This is a genomic window from Pseudomonas sp. NFACC04-2 (genome assembly GCF_900119265.1).
Taxonomy (GTDB): Bacteria; Pseudomonadota; Gammaproteobacteria; order Pseudomonadales; family Pseudomonadaceae; genus Aquipseudomonas; species Aquipseudomonas fluorescens_AA.
Genome location: NZ_FPJC01000014.1, coordinates 52,153 through 69,206 on the forward strand (window position 1 = coordinate 52,153; position 17,054 = coordinate 69,206).

16 protein-coding genes are annotated in these 17,054 nt (G+C 61.5%); 8 read left to right on the top strand and 8 right to left on the bottom strand.

Annotation, left to right across the window (positions count from 1 at the left end; all coding sequences use genetic code 11):
• Window position 1: 1 nt before the first annotated feature.
• The 3 genes from fdhD (at window position 2) to BT125_RS18775 (ending at window position 3,955) form a co-directional block, all read left to right on the top strand.
• Window positions 2–841, top strand: a complete 840-nt coding sequence (fdhD, locus tag BT125_RS18765) for a formate dehydrogenase accessory sulfurtransferase FdhD (RefSeq protein WP_072409175.1) — start codon at window positions 2–4, stop codon at window positions 839–841.
• Window positions 838–3,186 (top strand): FdhF/YdeP family oxidoreductase, encoded by a 2,349-nt coding sequence (locus BT125_RS18770; RefSeq protein WP_072409177.1) that lies wholly within the window; start codon window positions 838–840, stop codon window positions 3,184–3,186. Before fdhD ends, BT125_RS18770 begins: the two co-directional genes overlap by 4 nt.
• A gap of 289 nt (window positions 3,187–3,475) precedes the next feature.
• Window positions 3,476–3,955, top strand: coding sequence for a glycine zipper domain-containing protein (locus BT125_RS18775; RefSeq protein ID WP_072409178.1), 480 nt, complete (start codon window positions 3,476–3,478; stop codon window positions 3,953–3,955).
• Window positions 3,956–4,033: 78 nt separating this feature from the next.
• Here the strand turns inward: BT125_RS18775 and BT125_RS18780 are convergent, their stop codons facing one another.
• From BT125_RS18780 to BT125_RS18790, 3 genes are all read right to left on the bottom strand, one after another.
• On the bottom strand, window positions 4,034–4,453 hold the full coding sequence (locus BT125_RS18780) for an acyl-CoA thioesterase (protein ID WP_072409180.1): 420 nt from the start codon (window positions 4,451–4,453) through the stop codon (window positions 4,034–4,036).
• A 45-nt stretch (window positions 4,454–4,498) separates the two neighbouring features.
• Window positions 4,499–5,725, bottom strand: coding sequence for a 3-hydroxyacyl-CoA dehydrogenase (locus BT125_RS18785; protein ID WP_072409182.1), 1,227 nt, complete (start codon window positions 5,723–5,725; stop codon window positions 4,499–4,501).
• Between the two features lie 107 nt (window positions 5,726–5,832).
• Window positions 5,833–7,761: a RecQ family ATP-dependent DNA helicase gene (locus BT125_RS18790; protein WP_072409184.1), complete on the bottom strand. Its 1,929-nt coding sequence runs from the start codon at window positions 7,759–7,761 to the stop codon at window positions 5,833–5,835.
• Window positions 7,762–8,018: 257 nt separating this feature from the next.
• On the opposite strand from BT125_RS18790, the gene BT125_RS18795 reads away from it, so the two are divergent.
• Genes BT125_RS18795 through BT125_RS18800 form a run of 3 tightly spaced genes read left to right on the top strand, consistent with a single transcriptional unit; the run spans window position 8,019 to window position 9,781 of the window.
• Entirely contained in the window at window positions 8,019–9,083 is a 1,065-nt protein-coding gene (locus BT125_RS18795; RefSeq protein ID WP_072409186.1) for a S8 family peptidase, read from the top strand.
• Window positions 9,084–9,134: 51 nt separating this feature from the next.
• Window positions 9,135–9,380 (top strand): hypothetical protein, encoded by a 246-nt coding sequence (locus BT125_RS28970; RefSeq protein WP_139271758.1) that lies wholly within the window; start codon window positions 9,135–9,137, stop codon window positions 9,378–9,380.
• A 47-nt stretch (window positions 9,381–9,427) separates the two neighbouring features.
• Window positions 9,428–9,781, top strand: coding sequence for a DUF1493 family protein (locus tag BT125_RS18800; protein ID WP_072409188.1), 354 nt, complete (start codon window positions 9,428–9,430; stop codon window positions 9,779–9,781).
• 76 nt (window positions 9,782–9,857) lie between these two features.
• Here the strand turns inward: BT125_RS18800 and BT125_RS18805 are convergent, their stop codons facing one another.
• The 3 genes from BT125_RS18805 to BT125_RS18820 all read right to left on the bottom strand — a co-directional run bounded on the left by BT125_RS18805 (window position 9,858) and on the right by BT125_RS18820 (window position 13,124).
• Window positions 9,858–11,402, bottom strand: coding sequence for a phosphoenolpyruvate carboxykinase (locus tag BT125_RS18805; RefSeq protein ID WP_060739668.1), 1,545 nt, complete (start codon window positions 11,400–11,402; stop codon window positions 9,858–9,860).
• Between the two features lie 178 nt (window positions 11,403–11,580).
• Window positions 11,581–12,483, bottom strand: a complete 903-nt coding sequence (hslO, locus tag BT125_RS18815) for an Hsp33 family molecular chaperone HslO (RefSeq protein ID WP_072409190.1) — start codon at window positions 12,481–12,483, stop codon at window positions 11,581–11,583.
• Window positions 12,484–12,719: 236 nt separating this feature from the next.
• Entirely contained in the window at window positions 12,720–13,124 is a 405-nt protein-coding gene (locus BT125_RS18820; protein ID WP_060739670.1) for an RNA-binding S4 domain-containing protein, read from the bottom strand.
• A gap of 254 nt (window positions 13,125–13,378) precedes the next feature.
• Between BT125_RS18820 and BT125_RS18825 the strand changes: the two genes are divergently transcribed.
• A complete protein-coding gene (locus BT125_RS18825; RefSeq protein ID WP_170847591.1) occupies window positions 13,379–13,843 on the top strand; it encodes a retropepsin-like aspartic endopeptidase RimB in 465 nt (154 codons plus the stop codon).
• Complete coding sequence (gene rimK, locus BT125_RS18830) at window positions 13,840–14,745, top strand: 30S ribosomal protein S6--L-glutamate ligase (RefSeq protein ID WP_003196697.1); 906 nt, start codon at window positions 13,840–13,842, stop codon at window positions 14,743–14,745. Before BT125_RS18825 ends, rimK begins: the two co-directional genes overlap by 4 nt.
• Window positions 14,746–14,870: 125 nt before the next feature.
• Here the strand turns inward: rimK and BT125_RS18835 are convergent, their stop codons facing one another.
• Window positions 14,871–16,184 carry an ATP-binding protein gene (locus BT125_RS18835; protein ID WP_060739672.1) on the bottom strand — a complete coding sequence of 438 codons (1,314 nt, stop codon included), beginning with the start codon at window positions 16,182–16,184 and terminating at the stop codon, window positions 14,871–14,873.
• 117 nt (window positions 16,185–16,301) lie between these two features.
• Window positions 16,302–17,042 (bottom strand): osmolarity response regulator transcription factor OmpR, encoded by a 741-nt coding sequence (gene ompR, locus BT125_RS18840; RefSeq protein ID WP_003196691.1) that lies wholly within the window; start codon window positions 17,040–17,042, stop codon window positions 16,302–16,304.
• Between the last annotated feature and the right edge of the window lie 12 nt (window positions 17,043–17,054).

Sequence of the window (17,054 nt, forward strand, 5' to 3'; positions counted from 1 at the left end):
CATGAACGACAAGTCTCCGGTCAGTCCAGCGCCAGCGATGGAAACATCCACGCCGGTCGCCAGCCAGAGCTATGGCTACTGCAATCTGGACCACTCCCAATCGGACAGCACCGCGCTGGCCGAGGAAGTGGCGCTGGCGATTGCCTATAACGGCATCAGCCAGGCAGTCATGCTGGTCACTCCCACCGACCTGGAAGACTTCATCGTCGGTTTCAGCCTCGGCAGCGGCATCATTGAAGATTCATCGGACATCTATGACCTGCAACTGAGCGGCACCGGTGCCGCGCACTATGCCCAGGTGACCATCGCCAACCGCGCCTTCTGGAACCTCAAGCAGCAACGCCGGCAGTTGGCGGGCACCAGTGGCTGCGGATTGTGCGGCGTGGAAGCGGTGGAACAGGCCTTGCCAAACCTCAAGGTGCTGCCCGGCGCACCACTGCCTGCGGCGCAATGGCTCGATGGCCTGCGTGACCGTATCAGCCAGTTCCAGCCCCTGGGACAACATTGCGGCGCGGTACATGCGGCGTTGTTCATGAACGCCCGGGGTGAATTGCTGCTGGGCCGCGAAGACATTGGCCGGCACAACGCCCTCGACAAGCTGATCGGCGCGTTGATCCGGCAACAGGTCCCGTTGGCCGGTGGCGTGGCGATCGTCACCAGCCGTTGCAGCCTCGAACTGATCCAGAAAGTACTGCGCGCCGGCATCCAGACCCTGGTCAGCCTGTCGTCGCCCACGGGCCTCGCCGTGCAGTGGGCCCGCCAACACAACCTCAACCTCATCCACCTGCCGCAAAAAAGTGCGCCGCGGGTCTACAGCCCTGCGATGGAGAAACAAGCGTGAGCAATCATCAACAAGCCGACCAGAAACCCGTACCGCGCTACAAACCCTACAAGGGCCCGGCCGGTGGTTGGGGTGCGCTGATCAGTGTCGCTCAGGCCTGGTTGACCAGCGACAACGCGCTGAAAAACATCCGCATGATGCTCAAGACCAACCAGAATGGCGGTTTTGACTGCCCTGGCTGCGCCTGGGGCGACTCTCCCGAAAGCGGTATGGTCAAGTTCTGCGAGAACGGCGCCAAGGCCGTCAACTGGGAAGCCACCAAGCGCCGCGTCGACGGTGCATTTTTCGCCAAGCACAGCGTGACCTCGCTGCTGGAGCAGAGCGATTACTGGCTCGAGTATCAGGGCCGCCTGACCGAACCCATGCGCTACGACGCCGAGACCGACCGCTACAAGCCCATCAGTTGGGAAGCGGCGTTCGCCCTGGTCGGCAAACACCTGCAAGGGCTGTCCAGCCCCAGCCAGGCCGAGTTCTATACGTCGGGCCGGGCCAGCAACGAAGCGGCCTATCTGTATCAACTGTTCGTGCGCGCCTACGGCACCAACAACTTCCCCGACTGCTCGAACATGTGCCACGAAGCCAGTGGCGTAGCCTTGGCCCAGAGCGTGGGCGTGGGCAAGGGCACGGTGACGTTCGATGACTTCGAGCACGCCGACGCGATTTTCGTCTGGGGCCAGAACCCTGGCACCAACCATCCAAGGATGCTCGAACCGCTGCGTGAAGCAGTGAAGCGCGGCGCCCAAGTGGTGTGCATCAATCCGCTCAAGGAGCGTGGCCTGGAGCGTTTCCAGCATCCGCAACATCCGCTCGAAATGCTCACCAACGGTGATAAGCCAACCAATACCGCGTATTTCCGCCCGGCCCTGGGTGGCGACATGGCGATCTTGCGCGGCATGGCCAAGTTCCTGCTGCAATGGGAGCGAGAGGCGCAGAACAGCGGCGCGGCGGCGGTGTTCGACCATGCGTTCCTCAATGAACACAGTACCAACGTGCTGGATTACCTGGCGGCGGTCGACGATACGCCATGGGAACAGATCGTCGAGCAATCGGGCTTGACCCTGGTCGAAATCGAGCAGGCGGCGCGCATGTACGCCAAAAGCGAGAACGTGATCATGTGCTGGGCGATGGGCATCACCCAGCACCGTCATTCGGTGGCGACCATCCAGGAAATCGCCAACGTGATGATGCTGCGCGGCAACATTGGCCGGCCAGGCGCAGGCCTGTGCCCGGTTCGCGGCCACAGCAACGTGCAGGGCGACCGGACCATGGGCATCAACGAACGTCCACCGGCGGCATTCCTCGACGCGCTGGAGCGGCGCTTCCAGTTCAAGGTACCGCGGGAAAACGGCCACAACGTGGTCGAGGCGATCCACGCCATGGCCGACGGCCAGGCGAAGGTATTCATCGCCCTGGGCGGCAACTTCGCCCAAGCCACGCCGGACAGCCATCGGACCTTCCAAGCCTTGGCCAATTGCGACCTGACGGTGCAGATCAGCACCAAGCTCAACCGCAGCCACCTGGCTCACGGCAAGGACGCGCTGATCCTGCCGTGCCTGGGCCGCACCGACATCGACCTGCAAACCGAAGGCGCGCAAGCAGTGACCGTGGAAGACTCCTTCAGCATGGTGCATGCCTCATACGGCCAGTTGCAGCCGCTATCGAACCAGATGCGTTCCGAACCGTGGATCATCGCCGGCATCGCCGCCGCCACGCTGGGTAGCCGTCCGGTGGACTGGAACTGGCTGGTGGCCGACTACAGTCGCATCCGCGACCTGATCGCCGATACCATCCCCGGCTTCAAGGACTTCAACGAAAAGCTGAAAAATCCTGGTGGATTCTATCTGGGCAACAGCGCTGGCGCGCGACGCTGGAACACCCCGTCGGGCCGCGCCAACTTCAAGCCCAATCTGCTGCCGAGCGACCTTGTGCATGAACGCACCCGCGCCACCGGCCAGTTGCCCGACCTGATCATGCAGTCCATGCGCTCCCACGATCAGTACAACACCACCATCTATGGCCTCGATGACCGCTATCGCGGCGTGAAGGGCCAGCGTGACGTGTTGTTCGCCAACGAAGCGGACATCATTCGCCTGGGCTTCAAGCCAGGGCAGAAAGCCGACATCGTCTCGCTCTGGGATGACGGTCGCGAACGTCGGGTCAAGGGCTTTACCCTGCTGGCCTTCGACATTCCGGCCGGGCAGGCTGCAGCCTACTACCCTGAAGTGAATCCGCTGGTTCCGCTGGAAAGCACGGGCGACGGCAGCCACACTCCGACGTCGAAATTCGTCGCGATCCGCCTGGAAGCGGCGAGCGAGAATGGACTGATCCTGGCCAAGTCGGCCTGACACAGTCTTGTGGCGAGGGAGCTTGCTCCCGCTTGGTTGTGCAGCAAAGGGAGTCGCAGCCCAGCGATACCCCCTCGCTACAGAGTACTTTCCAGCGCCCACAAAAAAGGCCGTTTTCCCTAGAAACGGCCTGTCCGAAGTAGCTAAAGACCGGCCAATTCCCGTTAAGTTCCGACCGTAAAACAATAACTTAGAGAATTGTGCACAAGTCGTGTTACTCGTCGGATTTCGATTGTAAGCAAGCGAAGCGAGCCTCAGGATCGCGCCGTCATCCCTTTGAGGCTCCTCTATGAAGTTCTCCTCCATTCTCTTGTTGTCCCTTAGCCTGGCCAGTGGCATCGCTTGCGCCGGTGGTACTGCCGAAGCAGGTGTGGGCGGCGCATTGGGCGGGGTTTTGGGTTCGGTCGTCGGCCAGTCCCTGGGCGGCAACACCGGTTCCACTATCGGCGCGGCGCTGGGCGGTGCGGGCGGTAGTGCGGTCGGCGCAGACAAACACAGTCGCGGCGAAGCGGCGATCGGCGGCGCACTGGGCGCGGCCGGCGGTAACGTGGTCGGCCGAAGCGTCGGTGGCAGCACCGGCAGCCTGATCGGTGCGGCGGCGGGCGGTGGCGCGGGTGGCGCCCTGGGTAACTACATGGGCAAGGACGATGACGATGACCGTCGTTATGACGATCGCCGTGGTGATCGCCGCTACTACCGTGACGGCCACCCAGGTCGCGGCCATGCCTACGGGCACCGCAAAAAACATCATCGCCACTACCGCGACTAACGGTTGATCGATACTAGCCGTTGAAGATCGCAGCCTCCGACAGCGCCCAGCGCTGGCAGGAGGCTGCGATTTTTTGCTTCAAACCACCAACCGCTCCAACGCCCCACGTAACCGATCCGGAATCGCCACCGGCCGATTCGATGCCCGATCCACGAATACGTGAACAAAACGCCCCGCCGCACAAGCCTCCTCCTCGCCCGCCTTGAACACCGCCAGCTCATACTGCACTGAACTGCTGCCCAACTTGCCAACCCGCAGGCCGATTTCAATCCGGTCTGGAAAGGCAATCGAGGCGAAGTAGTCGCAGGCCGAACTCACCACGAATCCCACCACGTCTCCATCATGGATATCCAGGCCGCCGACTTCGATCAGGTAGGCATTCACAGCGGTATCGAAAAAGCTGTAGTAGGTGACGTTGTTGACGTGACCGTACACATCGTTGTCGTGCCAGCGCGTGGTGATGGGCTGCAAGTGTGGGTACTCGTTGCGTTGGGGCATCAGCTGTCCTTTACGGTTGTTCAATGGTCTTGAGTGGCATGGAGCTCAGGCCTGCGCGAATCCCTTGCCCTGCGCCGCCAGCTCGCCAATCACACGCGCGGGCTTCCACTGGTCGCCCTGCTTCGTTTCGAGTTCCAGCAGGCGTGCGTGGATGGCTTCCAGCCCCTGCCCGTCAGCCCAGGCCATCGGCCCGCCCTTGTCCACAGGGAAGCCGTAGCCGTTGAGGTAGACCAGGTCGATAGCGTGGGCCGACTCGGCAATGCCTTCCTGCAGGATCTTCGCCCCCTCGTTGACCAGCGCCAGCAAGCAGCGCTCGAGGATTTCCTCCGGGCCGATCTCGCGACGCTGGAAACCCAGCGCCTCACTGACCCGCAACACCAGCGCATCGACCTCGACATCATGCTCGGCCTGCCGACTGCCCGGCTCGTAGTGATAATACCCATTGCCGCTTTTCTGGCCGAACCGCCCCAGCTCGCACAGACGATTGTCCACCTGCACCTCGGGCGCATCCTGGCCCTTGCCCGCCAGCTCACGGGCGCGCCACTCCAGGTCGATGCCAACGACGTCGTACATGCGAAACGGCCCCATGGCGAAACCGAAGCCTTGCAACGCCGCATCCACCTGATGAGGGAACGCCCCCTCCAGCAACATCTTGCGCGCTTCCAGCACATAAGGATGGAGCATCCGGTTGCCGATGAAGCCATGGCAGTTGCCCGATATCACGCTGACCTTGGCCATGCGCTGGCCCAGCACCAGGGCCGCATCCAGCACCGCTTTGGAGGTTTGTGCGCCGCGAACGATCTCCAGCAGCTTCATGATGTGCGCCGGACTGAAGAAATGCAGGCCCAGGACCTGGGCTGGCCTGCGGGTGACGGCGGCGATGGCATCGATGTCCAGCGCTGACGTGTTGCTCGCCAGGATGGCCTCTGGCTTGAGCAGGCCGTCCAGCTCGCGAAAGATGGTCTGTTTGAGCGCCAGGTTTTCGTAGACCGCTTCGATCACCAGATCCACCTCACGGATCGCCGCGTAACCATCCGCCCGTGTCACCCGGGCGATCCGCGCATCTGCCTCACCCTGGTCGATACGGCCCTGGCGCACACCATGGGCATAGGTCTCGGCCACGGCAACCAGTGCCTGCTCGAGCATCTGCGGATTGTTGTCGACCCACTGCACCGCTACGCCGGCGTTGGCCAGGCACATCACGATGCCCCGCCCCATGGTGCCGGCACCGACTACCGCGGCGCGCTGAATATCGAAAGGTGTCTGGCTCATGTTGGCTCTCTTGTTGGCGATCCGAAGACAGCCTTCACCTTAGTCAGCCACCGAATGTTTTTGAAATTTATTCGTGTGATGAAGGGCATTCAGCGGATGGATGCAGCTCACAGGTGCGCTTGAGTCCACTGGCGAACCTCCGCGTATGGATACGCTTCCAGTGCCGCATAGCCAGGGATCTGTCGCGCCTTCAATCGGGTAAACAGCGGCACGCTGATCCCGCACAGGAAGCGGGTGAGGCGCTCGGCAGACGGCACGCTGCCGCTGTGCTGCTCATGCTTGTGGATAAACTCGCCACACAGCGCCTCGAAGTTTTTATCCACAAGCGCCGGCAGCGCAGGCGGCTCCGGCAGGCGAGCGATATGCCCATGGCACACCGAACAATGGCCACACGGGTGGGGCGCACTGTCGTCGCCGAAATACTGCGCCAAGCGATGGCCCAGGCAACGGTCGGTGGCGAACAATTCGAGCATGGCGTGGATCCGCGCGATTTCACCGTGTTCGTGCCGGGTGAAATAGGCATGCAACTCGGCACTTAAGGCGTGCACATCCAGATCCGCTTCCAGCGCGCTGTACACCTCGGTCATCTGCTTGCTTTCCAGCTCGATCCAGCCCTTCTCCTGGAAATAATCCAGCGCCTTGACCACCCGATTACGCTCAGCCTGGTACTGCCGGTGCATCCCGTCGAAATCCACCGTGGCCCAGCTCCGGGCGCGACTGGATGTCTGGATGATGGCCGCGACGAAGTCCCTGCGCTCACCTTCGAAGCGCTCCAGCAGCTCGTGCGGCTCGGTCAGGAACTTGAAGCGATACTCCGCGAAATAGGCATAGCGCGACGCGATCAGCCGGCGCAGCTCCAACTGGACCAACAACGTCTTGAGTGGCAGTTGCCGGATGTTGCTCTGGTCCGCCAGCGGGCCCAGCAAGAACTCCCATTGCCCATCGGGGGCGGCGGCCTTCAGTTCGTCGAGCACGCAACGAATACCTGCGAGCTCCGGCGTATCGCCATACACAAAGTTCTCCAGCACGTTGAGGCTGTCGCGGTTGGCCAACACCAGGCAATCCGATGGCTGTCCGTCCCGTCCGGCACGGCCGATTTCCTGGCTGTAGTTTTCGATGGACTTGGGCAGGTCGAAATGCACGACGTTGCGAATGTCGCTCTTGTCGATGCCCATGCCGAAAGCGATGGTGGCGACGATGCAATTGGATTGCCCCCCCATGAATCGCCGCTGGATGGCTTCGCGTTGCTCATGGGGCAAACCGGCGTGATAGGCCTCGGCCTCGATACCGTTCCAGCCCAGGTGTTCGGCGATCTGCTCGGCGGTTCGCTGCAAGGTGACGTAGACGATGCTCGGCTGCCCGGCACGCTCGCCCAACCACTGCACCAAACGTGCGCGTTTGTGAGCACCCGGCACGGGCTCGACCAGCAGATTGAGGTTCGGCCGGTAGAAACCGGTCGTCACCACATCGGCGGCGGCAATGGCGAATTTCGCCTGCATGTCGGCGATGACCTTGGGTGTGGCGGTGGCCGTCAGCAGCAATACCTGGGGAATATTGAACTGGTGCTGATAATCGGGAAGCTTGAGGTAGTCAGGTCGAAAGTTATGCCCCCATTCCGAAATACAGTGGGCCTCGTCCACCACCAGCAACGAGATCGGCACCTGCTGCAGGAAGTTGCGAAAGCGCTCGTTCTTCAGGCGCTCCACGGAAATCATCAGGATCTTCAACTCGCCCGAACGGGCCCGCGCCATGGTGTCGTTGGCTTCCTCACGGCTCTGGGCCGAATCGATACTGGCCGCCGCGATGCCGTGGCGCTTGAGGAACGCCAACTGGTCCTGCATCAACGCCAGCAGTGGCGAAACCACCAGGGTCAGGTGCGGCAAGAGCAGGGCCGGCAATTGATAACACAGGGACTTGCCCGAGCCGGTGGGGAAGATAGCCGCCGCCGACCGACCGGCCAGTACGGCACCGATGGCCGCCTCCTGACCGGGACGAAACTGTGGGTAACCGAAAACCTGTTCCAGGGTGCTGTGCATAAGCGGTCGCTCCTTTGACTGCTGCGATGCCCAAAGCCTAGCGCGGCAACGCGGCGAGTCGAGAAAAGGTCGGGGGTAAAAACGATACTGGATGATACAGCGTCGAACGCCTTTGCCTTGCCACGAGCAGATACAAATCCGGGCAATTTGATGTCTCGTCCCGACTTCGCTACCACGGTAAGGTGCGCCGACAACTCATGCTGTACGTCAAGGCCAGGAAGGCTGACGCTCGATTTCAATTCTTCAAGGAACGAACCATGCCACACCCATTTTCCGCTCTACGCGCGCTGACGATCGCGTCGGCCTCATTGCTCGCCGGTTGCTTGACCATCCCCGATCCACCCGGCGTGGATCCTACCCAGTTCGAAACCCCGGAGTATCACGCTCAACAAGGCTTGGCCGTGGTCAAGGCATCAGCGCTCTACGCTCGTGGCGGGACTGGCCAGGATGTTGTCGTGGCGTTGATCGACTCGGGGCTCAACGCCAGCCTCAAGGAGTTCGAGGGCAGACTGGGTGATCCTGGATTCGACCATGTCGAAGACCGTCCGGGCACCGTTGACCGCATCGGTCATGGCACGCAGATGGCCGGTATTCTCGCCGCCAACAAGGACGACCGGGGCATGCACGGCATCGCGTTCAATGCGCGGTTGATCCCCTTTCGCTTTGGCGACGACAACGAGCCGTTTTTCTTCGACAGCGAAATCGCCCGGTCCTGGCAAAGTGGTTTTGACAAGGGTGCCCGGCTGTTCAACAACTCGTGGGCCAACGCCATTCCCGCCACCGAGATCAATGAGGCGCGCTACAACCAGGTGATGCCCGACTCCCTGGCCGTCGCTCGAAAACTGGTCGCGGACGGCGCCGTGTTGGTCTTCCCCACCGGTAACGAACTCAAGCGCGAGCCCCTGGCCGAGCCAGGACTGCCAGTCGCATTGCCAGAACTGGAAAAAGGCTGGATCGCAGTGGTGGCGTTGAAGAACGACGGCAGCGCCATCAATGGCAAATCCAACTATTGCGGCGTCGCGGCCGCCTGGTGTATCGCCGTTCCCGGCGGCGACGCCGGTGCACAGGCCGGCCTGCTCACCGTTGGCAAGGATGGCCGCTACGTGCAGACTGCTGGCACATCTCCCGCCGCCGCGTTGGTCAGTGGCGCACTGGCGGCGCTACAAAGCCTTCATCCGCAACTCAGCCCGCAGCAGATACGCGAACATCTGCTGGCGACAGCCAACCGCACAGGTATCTACGCCAACAGCGAAGCCTATGGCAGAGGACTGATGGACCTTGAGGCCGCCGCACTACGCATGCCTGAACAGATGGCTGACTGAACCCAAACCCTTATCGCTCGCGAGCCTGGCAGCAATCGACTCGCGATACCCATGAACACTTTGCGCCAGGCCCACCAACGGCAGGACGCCCGCGGTTCGCAGCTTGAAAAAGGAAATAACCATGTCGCACAAACTGAACCTACCTACCGTCCTGATGCTGTCCCTACTACTGGGCGGATGCATGAAATTCCCCGACGACCCGCCAATCCTCGCGACGGTCAAAACCGCAATCGCGACGCCTGCGATTTCTTGATTGCAGCGTTCTTCTTTTTCCAACGGACAACGATTTCCCCCTAAACTTTCCACCGGTACAGACGCACCTCTTTTATTCTGGACATTTCATCATGCACCTCGCTCCAGACTTCCCCGACGATCACACCATGCGCCAGCTCATGGAACTGCTCCATGAAGAAATCGGCCTGCCTGAACGCAAGACGATTCGCCTGGGCACTGCGATCAATCTCGACCTGGGTTGCGATGGCGCGGACGCCCGACACCTGATGGAGGCATTAGAGGAGCGGTTCGCCATCGAGCTCATCGACTACGACGCCTACCGCTATTTCCAGCCTGAAGGGTTCGATGTGTTTCAAAAGCGCAGGGCCAAGGGCCGGGGGAACAAACTGCCACTGACCATCGGCATGCTTTATAAGGCGATCAAGGCACAGCGATGGGATACGCGGGAAGTGGAGGAGGCCTAGCTGATCGGCGCGCCTCAAATAGCCGTTCATAAAAAACCGCCCATGAAGGGCGGTTTTTTCATTCACCAACCAAGCCTTACAGCTGAGGACCTGCAGCTTTGATCGCGTCGCTCACGTCGAACTTCTTGAAGTTCTCGGTGAACAGACCGGCCAATGCCTTGGCCGCTTCGTCGTAGGCGGCTTTGTCGGCCCAGGTGTTGCGTGGGTTCAACAGGCCAGTCTCGACGCCCGGCACGGCCAGCGGCACGTCCAGGTTGATGATGTCCAGGTGTTCGGTTTCAGCACCGATCAGCGCGCCGCTCTGGATCGCCGCGATCACCGCACGGGTGGTCGGAATGTTGAAACGCTTGCCGACGCCGTAGCCGCCACCGGTCCAGCCGGTGTTGACCAGGTAGACCTTGGAGCCGAAGCCACGGATGCGCTTGATCAGCAGCTCAGCGTACTCACCGGCTGGACGCGGGAAGAACGGGGCGCCGAAGCAGGTGGAGAAGGTCGACTTGATGCCACTGCCCGAACCCATTTCGGTCGAGCCCACCAGTGCGGTGTAGCCGGACAGGAAGTGGTAGGCGGCTTGCTCTTCGCTGAGGATCGACACCGGCGGCAGTACGCCGGTCAGGTCGCAGGTCAGGAAGATCACGGCGTTTGGCTCGCCACCGAGGTTTTTCGGTGCGCGTTTTTCGATCAGCTCACGGGGGTACGCAGCGCGGCTGTTCTGGGTCAGGCTGTCGTCGGCGTAGTCGGCTTTCTTGGTGACCGGGTCAAGGACGACGTTTTCCAGTACGGCGCCGTGCTGGATGGCTTTCCAGATCACCGGCTCGTTCTTCTCGGACAGGTCGATGCACTTGGCGTAGCAGCCGCCTTCGATGTTGAAGACCACGCCCACGCCCCAGCCGTGTTCGTCGTCACCGATCAGGTAACGGCTTTCATCGGCGGACAGGGTGGTCTTGCCGGTGCCCGACAGACCGAAGAAGAGGGTCACATCGCCCTCTTCGCCCATGTTGGCGGCGCAGTGCATCGGCAGCACGTCAACGGCTGGCAGCAGGAAGTTCTGCACGGAGAACAGGGCTTTTTTCATCTCACCGGCGTAGCGCATGCCGGCGATCAGCACTTTCTTGGCCGCGAAATTGATGATCACGGTGCCGTCGGAGTTGGTGCCGTCGCGCTCAGGCTCGCAAACGAAATTCGGCGCGTTGAGGATCTGCCATTCGTCCTTGCCGCCGGCGTTGTATTGCTCGGGGTTGATGAACAGGCAACGGCCGAACAGGTTGTGCCACGCCGTCTCGGTGGTCATCTTGACTGGCAGGTAGTGCGCAGGATCGGAACCTACATGCACGTGGGAGACAAAACGTTCGCGCTCGCCCAGGTAGGCTTCGACGCGGTTCCACAGGGCATCGAACTTGTCGGCCGGGAACTTGCGGTTGATCGGGCCCCAGGCGATGGCGTCCTGGGTGGTTGGCTCTTCCACAATGAAACGGTCGACTGGCGAGCGACCGGTACGATGACCGGTACGGACAACCAGCGCGCCAGTATCGGCAAGCTCGCCTTCACCGCGATTCAGGGCTTCTTTGACCAGATCATCGACACTCAGATCGGTATACACGGCGTTATTGGCTTGCGTCATGAGATTCCCCGTCGGCCCGTGGCCGAGTGCTCCAAACGTTTTGTAGTAGGAAGTCGCGCACTACTACCCGAAAAAAGTGGGCCGGATTATGCCAGAAAAGCCCAAAAAAAGTAGGGCCCTCCCGTCAGTACGGCGTAAATCCGGCGTTTGCCAGGAGATTTACCTGCGCTGAACCGTTTTAGTGTCGAGTATCTGACGGTGTGTCGACACCCGCACCGGCGAACAATTGAGCGATGTCCGCCGCGTCGAACAGGTAGCGCTCGTTGCAAAACTGGCAGTCGATCTCGATGGCACCGCCATGTTCGATCACCAGTTGCTGCGCATCTTCCAGACCCAGACTGACCAGCGCATTGCCGGAACGTTCACGAGAGCAACTGCATTGGAAGCGCAATGACTGGCCGTCGAACAAGCGTACCTGCTCCTCGTGATAGAGGCGATGCAGCACGGTTTCGTTGTCCAGGCTCAGCAGTTCATCGGCGCTCAGGGTGCTGGCCAGAGCGGTGATGTGCTGCCAGCTGGCGTCGCGTTCCTCCGGGTCGCGAAGGCGATCGGCAGGCAGTTGTTGCAGCAGCAAACCTCGCGCGCGCCGCCCGTCGGCGTAGAGCCAGAACCGGGTATTGGTCTGCTGGGACATGACGAAGTAGTTGGTGAAGCACTCGGCCAGGGTCGCACCGTCGAGATCGACGATGCCCTGGTAGCGCTTGCCATGGGTGGGGTCCACCGTCAGGGCCAGCACGCCGTTGGGCATCATGTCGGCCAGGGTCGCGTCGGGCGCGATCTGCTCGGCGTGATAACGGGCCAGGCCGCGGATCTCGCGCTCGCTGGAACACTCGATCATCAGCAGCGGGACCGGACCTTCGGAACGCGCCTGGAGAATCAGCAAGCCATCGAACTTCAAGGTGCCCACCAGCAACGCCGCAGCCGCCATCAGCTCGCCGAGCAGTTGTGCGACCGGCTCCGGATAGGGGTGCTTGGCGAGGACTTCGGCGTAGCTACGCTCCAACGCCACCAGCTCGCCACGGGCGTCGCTGTCATCGAAGATGAAACGTTGGGTGTAGTCGGTATCCGGTAAATCAGTCATAGGATCTGGTATCTGAGGTGATGACAAATGATGGCGGGCATTTTATGGGCATTCAGGGTGGGTTCCAAGCAAGGCTTGGGTTTGCCTGACGGGAAGAGACCGATGACTCAATCCGAATTGTCATTGTGGCGAGGGAGCTTGCTCCCGCTGGGTTGCGCAGCGACCGTCAGATTTTGGGGCCGCTACGCAGCCCAGCGGGAGCAAGCTCCCTCGCCACAGGCCTTGCGCCAGCCTTTTTATTCGTTATTGCTGCCATGAAACTTGAACAGGTCCCGGCGCTGCTTCTTGCTCGGCTTGCCATCGGTGCTGACACCCAGGGCGCCGGCCTTGCGTTGCGCGGCGGCGGCTTCGCGCTTGGCGATGCTGGCTTCGGTCTCACGATACAGCGCCTGCGCTTCAGGTGCGCCGCGACGCACGATCGACAGGGCCTCGACCACCACGGTCTTTTCATCGAACCCGGTGCGGATCACAAACTCATCGCCGATGCGGGGCTCCTTGCCCGGCTTGCAGCGCTCCCCCCGGTGATGGACCTTGCCGCTTTCGATGGCGGTCTTGGCCAGGGCCCGCGTCTTGTAGAAGCGCGCCGCCCACAACCATTTATCGAGACGGACCTTGTCGTCTTCTTCCTTTTTTTGTGCCACTGCAATTCCTCTTTCTGCCATTAGCCGGAACTGTACTACCGTTTTTGTCGAGCGCACGAATCAGGCCCGACGGATAGAATGCCCGCCAAACCGACGCCACACACATCGCTTCGGCCGGAATCGGTTACAAGCACATACAAGTGCGTAGATAACTGTCGCCATTTTGTGATTATTCTGCGTGAATACCGCGATTCGCGGAGTCCACGATCCGATGCACTGATCGCAGGTTTTTTTTATTGAAGACTTTTGACCATTTGACCGTTGTCGGTCTGCGCGAGTGGGTGGCGCTCCCGGATCTGGGAGTCGTGGGCCTGCGGGCAAAAATCGACACCGGGGCCAGCACCTCCAGCCTGCATGCCACTGACATCGAGCCGTTCGAGCGCGATGGCGAAAAGTGGGTGCGCTTCACGGCTCACCTTGGCACGGTGGTGCAGTTACGCCATCGCCGCTGCGAAGCCCCGCTGGTGGCGCGCAAGACCATAAAGAGTTCCAACGGCCACGCTCAGGTCCGCTACGTGATCAGCACCACGTTGGCGCTGGGTGACCGGGTCTGGCGGGTCGAGTTCACCCTCGCCTGCCGCAAATCCATGCGATATCGCCTGTTACTGGGTTCCAAAGCCTTGATCGACGGCCAACTGGTGGTCAATCCGGGCACCAAATATGTTCAAGAAAAGCCGGCATTCCCGGTGTCCACTACCTCTGCCACAGGTGTTGCATGAAGATCGCTGTGCTGTCGCGTAATCCGCGTCTGTATTCCACTCGTCGCCTGGTTGAAGCCGGGACCGAACGTGGCCATGAAATGGTGGTGATCGATACCCTGCGCGCCTACATGAACATCGCCAGCCACAAGCCGCAGATCCACTACCGTGGCAAGCCGCTGGAAGGGTTCGACGCGGTGATCCCGCGCATTGGTGCATCGGTGACGTTCTACGGCTGCGCCGTGTTGCGCCAGTTCGAAATGATGGGGGTGTTTCCCCTCAACGAGTCGGTCGCCATCGCCCGTTCCCGGGACAAGCTGCGCTCGCTGCAACTGCTGTCACGGCGCGGGATCGGCTTGCCGGTGACCGGTTTTGCCCACTCCCCCGACGACATTCCCGACCTGATCGCGATGGTCAACGGCGCACCGCTGGTGATCAAGGTGCTGGAAGGCACCCAGGGCATCGGCGTGGTCCTGTGTGAAACCGCGACGGCGGCGGAGTCGGTGATCGAGGCATTCATGGGCCTGAAGCAGAACATCATGGTCCAGGAATACATCAAGGAAGCCGGTGGCGCCGACATTCGCTGCTTCGTGGTCGGCGACAAAGTGATTGCCTCGATGAAACGCCAGGCCAAGCCCGGTGAGTTCCGCTCCAACCTGCATCGCGGTGGTAGCGCCAGCCTGATCAAAATCACCCCGGAAGAGCGCATGACCGCCCTGCGTGCGGCAAAAGTCATGGGCCTGGCCGTGGCGGGCGTGGATATCCTGCGCTCCAATCACGGGCCACTGGTGATGGAGGTGAACTCCTCGCCGGGCCTGGAAGGCATCGAGACCACCACCAGCAAGAACGTGGCAGGGATCATCATCGAGCACCTGGAAAAGAATGGCGGGCCGAACATGACCCGGACTAAAGGAAAAGGCTAAGCCAACATATAACCCGGTGGGAGCGAGCTTGCTCGCGAAAGCGGTACATCAGTGACGAACAGGTTGACTGACACACCGTCATCGCGAGCAAGCTCGCTCCCACAGGTGGCCCGCATTCGGATCGGTTATACCGCATCTCTTGGCAGCATCAACCCCAACGGCAACCGCACCCGAGCCTCCAGCCCACCACCGGCGCGGTTGCGCAACTCGACGTTGCCACCGTGCATCGAAGCGATACGCTTGACGATGGCCAGGCCCAGCCCCGTGCCTTTCCCACCCCGGGCACGATCTCCCCGGGTGAAGGGGTTGAAAATGGCTTCCAGCTCCGAGGGATCAATGCCAGCGCCACGGTCCATGACGCTCAGCACCACGTAAGGAGCGCTGGTGTCGCCGGAGACATAGGCCGCGACTTCGACGCCGGCGCCGGCATGGTTCAGGGCATTGCCGATCAAGTTGTTCAACAGCCGCTTCATCGACACCCGGCGCAACGGGAACGGCTGAATCGGCTCCAGGCGCAGGTGCACTTTCTCGTCGTTCTGGTTATAGGGCGCGACCACCTCCCGCACCAACTCGCTGAGGTCCACCTCTTCCACGGACTCATCACGGCCGTCGCGTATGAACGCCAGAAACTGATCAAGAATCGCGTCCATGTCCTCGATGTCGCGGACCATCTCGTCGGTCAGGTCGGTGTGCTCGCCCATCAACTCCAGCGACAACCGCAGCCGAGTCAAGGGCGTGCGCAGATCGTGGGAGACACCCGCCAGCATCAGCTCGCGTTCGCGCCCGGCTTGTTCCACATCTTCGGCCATCTGGTTGAAGGCACGGTAGACCTCGGTCATCTCGCTGGGCGTATCGCTGATGGGCAGCCGCACGCTGCGCCCCTGGCCCAGTTGGCGGGCGGCGTAGACCAGGCGTTTCAACGGTTGGTTGAGCTGGCTGACGAAGATCCACGCCGATGCCGTCGACAGCAGGCCGATGGCCAGGAACCAGCCGAGCACGTTCCAGATTTTCTGGCCGCGCAACGGATGCGGGTACAACGGCACTTTCAGCCAGCCATCGCCCAGGCTTGGAGCCCGTACCCAAAGCGCCGGCGGCGAGTGCATGCGCAATCGCACCTCGGTATCGGCGCCCAGTTCGGCTTGCATCTGGCGTTGATAGATCTCGCTGTAGGGCCAATGCTGCTCGCCCTCCGGCACGCCGGCACCGACGACACGGATCAGCGTCGCCGCCTCGGCAATTTTCGCCCGGTTGGTTTCGTCCGCCGCCCAATAGGCCCGCAGGGTCAAGGCAACGCCGTGGCTGTACTGTCGATCCACGAGCACGTCTTCGTTCATCAGCAGGTACACCAACGTCAGCGCCTTGGAAAAGAGCACGACGATCAGCACCAGCCAGAGGGTGCGGGAGAAGAAACTCTGGGGGAACCAAACGGGGGTTTTCATGAATAACCGCTACACACTTGCAGGAGCGAGCGATGCTCGCACAATGACAGACCGCGAGTCGCCTGGAAGAAGAAGACATTTCAACCGGCCAGGCCACCCGCTCCTACAAATCGCCGATCACTTGCTGGCGGCGCCATCCGGCACGAACACGTAACCCACGCCCCAGACGGTCTGGATATATCGCGGCTTGGAAGGATCAGGCTCGATCATCCGGCGCAGGCGGGAAATCTGCACGTCGATGGAGCGCTCCAGCGCATCCCATTCACGACCACGGGCCAGGTTCATCAGCTTGTCGCGGGTCAGCGGCTGGCGGGCATTCATCACCAGGGCCTTGAGCACGGCGAACTCACCGGTAGTGAGCATGTGGACCTCATCGCCGCGCTTGAGCTCACGGGTGGCCAGGGACAGTTCGTAGTCGCCAAAGGTCACGCTTTCATCTTCGCTGCCCGGCGCACCAGGCACGGGTGCCGACTGACGGCGCAGCACCGCCTTGACGCGGGCCATCAGCTCGTCGGGGTTGAACGGCTTGGCCAGGTAATCGTCGGCGCCCAGTTCAAGGCCCTTGATACGGCTCAACTCGTCGCCCTTGGCGGTGAGCATGATGATCGGAATCTGGTTGTTGGCGCCGCGCAGGCGGCGGCAGGCGGTCAGACCATCTTCACCGGGCAGCATCAGGTCGAGTACGACCAGGTTGAACACTTCACGGGCCAGCAACCGATCCATTTGCTCGGTGTTCGGTACGGTGCGGGCGCGGTAGCCCTTGCTGACGAAAAAGCGTTCCAGCAGGCTGCTCAGCCCTGGATCGTCGTCAACAATAAGAATTTTTTCGCCTTCAGCAGTTTGTGCAGTGCTGCTCATAGGAAGCTCCTT

Coding starts and splice junctions, on each gene's coding strand:
- fdhD (WP_072409175.1), top strand. CDS start 2: ATGAACGACAAGTCTCCGGTCAGTCCAGCGCCAGCGATGGAAACATCC.
- BT125_RS18775 (WP_072409178.1), top strand. CDS start 3,476: ATGAAGTTCTCCTCCATTCTCTTGTTGTCCCTTAGCCTGGCCAGTGGC.
- BT125_RS18780 (WP_072409180.1), bottom strand. CDS start 4,453: ATGCCCCAACGCAACGAGTACCCACACTTGCAGCCCATCACCACGCGC.
- BT125_RS18785 (WP_072409182.1), bottom strand. CDS start 5,725: ATGAGCCAGACACCTTTCGATATTCAGCGCGCCGCGGTAGTCGGTGCC.
- BT125_RS18790 (WP_072409184.1), bottom strand. CDS start 7,761: ATGCACAGCACCCTGGAACAGGTTTTCGGTTACCCACAGTTTCGTCCC.
- BT125_RS18795 (WP_072409186.1), top strand. CDS start 8,019: ATGCCACACCCATTTTCCGCTCTACGCGCGCTGACGATCGCGTCGGCC.
- BT125_RS28970 (WP_139271758.1), top strand. CDS start 9,135: ATGAACACTTTGCGCCAGGCCCACCAACGGCAGGACGCCCGCGGTTCG.
- BT125_RS18800 (WP_072409188.1), top strand. CDS start 9,428: ATGCACCTCGCTCCAGACTTCCCCGACGATCACACCATGCGCCAGCTC.
- BT125_RS18805 (WP_060739668.1), bottom strand. CDS start 11,402: ATGACGCAAGCCAATAACGCCGTGTATACCGATCTGAGTGTCGATGAT.
- hslO (WP_072409190.1), bottom strand. CDS start 12,483: ATGACTGATTTACCGGATACCGACTACACCCAACGTTTCATCTTCGAT.
- rimK (WP_003196697.1), top strand. CDS start 13,840: ATGAAGATCGCTGTGCTGTCGCGTAATCCGCGTCTGTATTCCACTCGT.
- BT125_RS18835 (WP_060739672.1), bottom strand. CDS start 16,184: ATGAAAACCCCCGTTTGGTTCCCCCAGAGTTTCTTCTCCCGCACCCTC.
- ompR (WP_003196691.1), bottom strand. CDS start 17,042: ATGAGCAGCACTGCACAAACTGCTGAAGGCGAAAAAATTCTTATTGTT.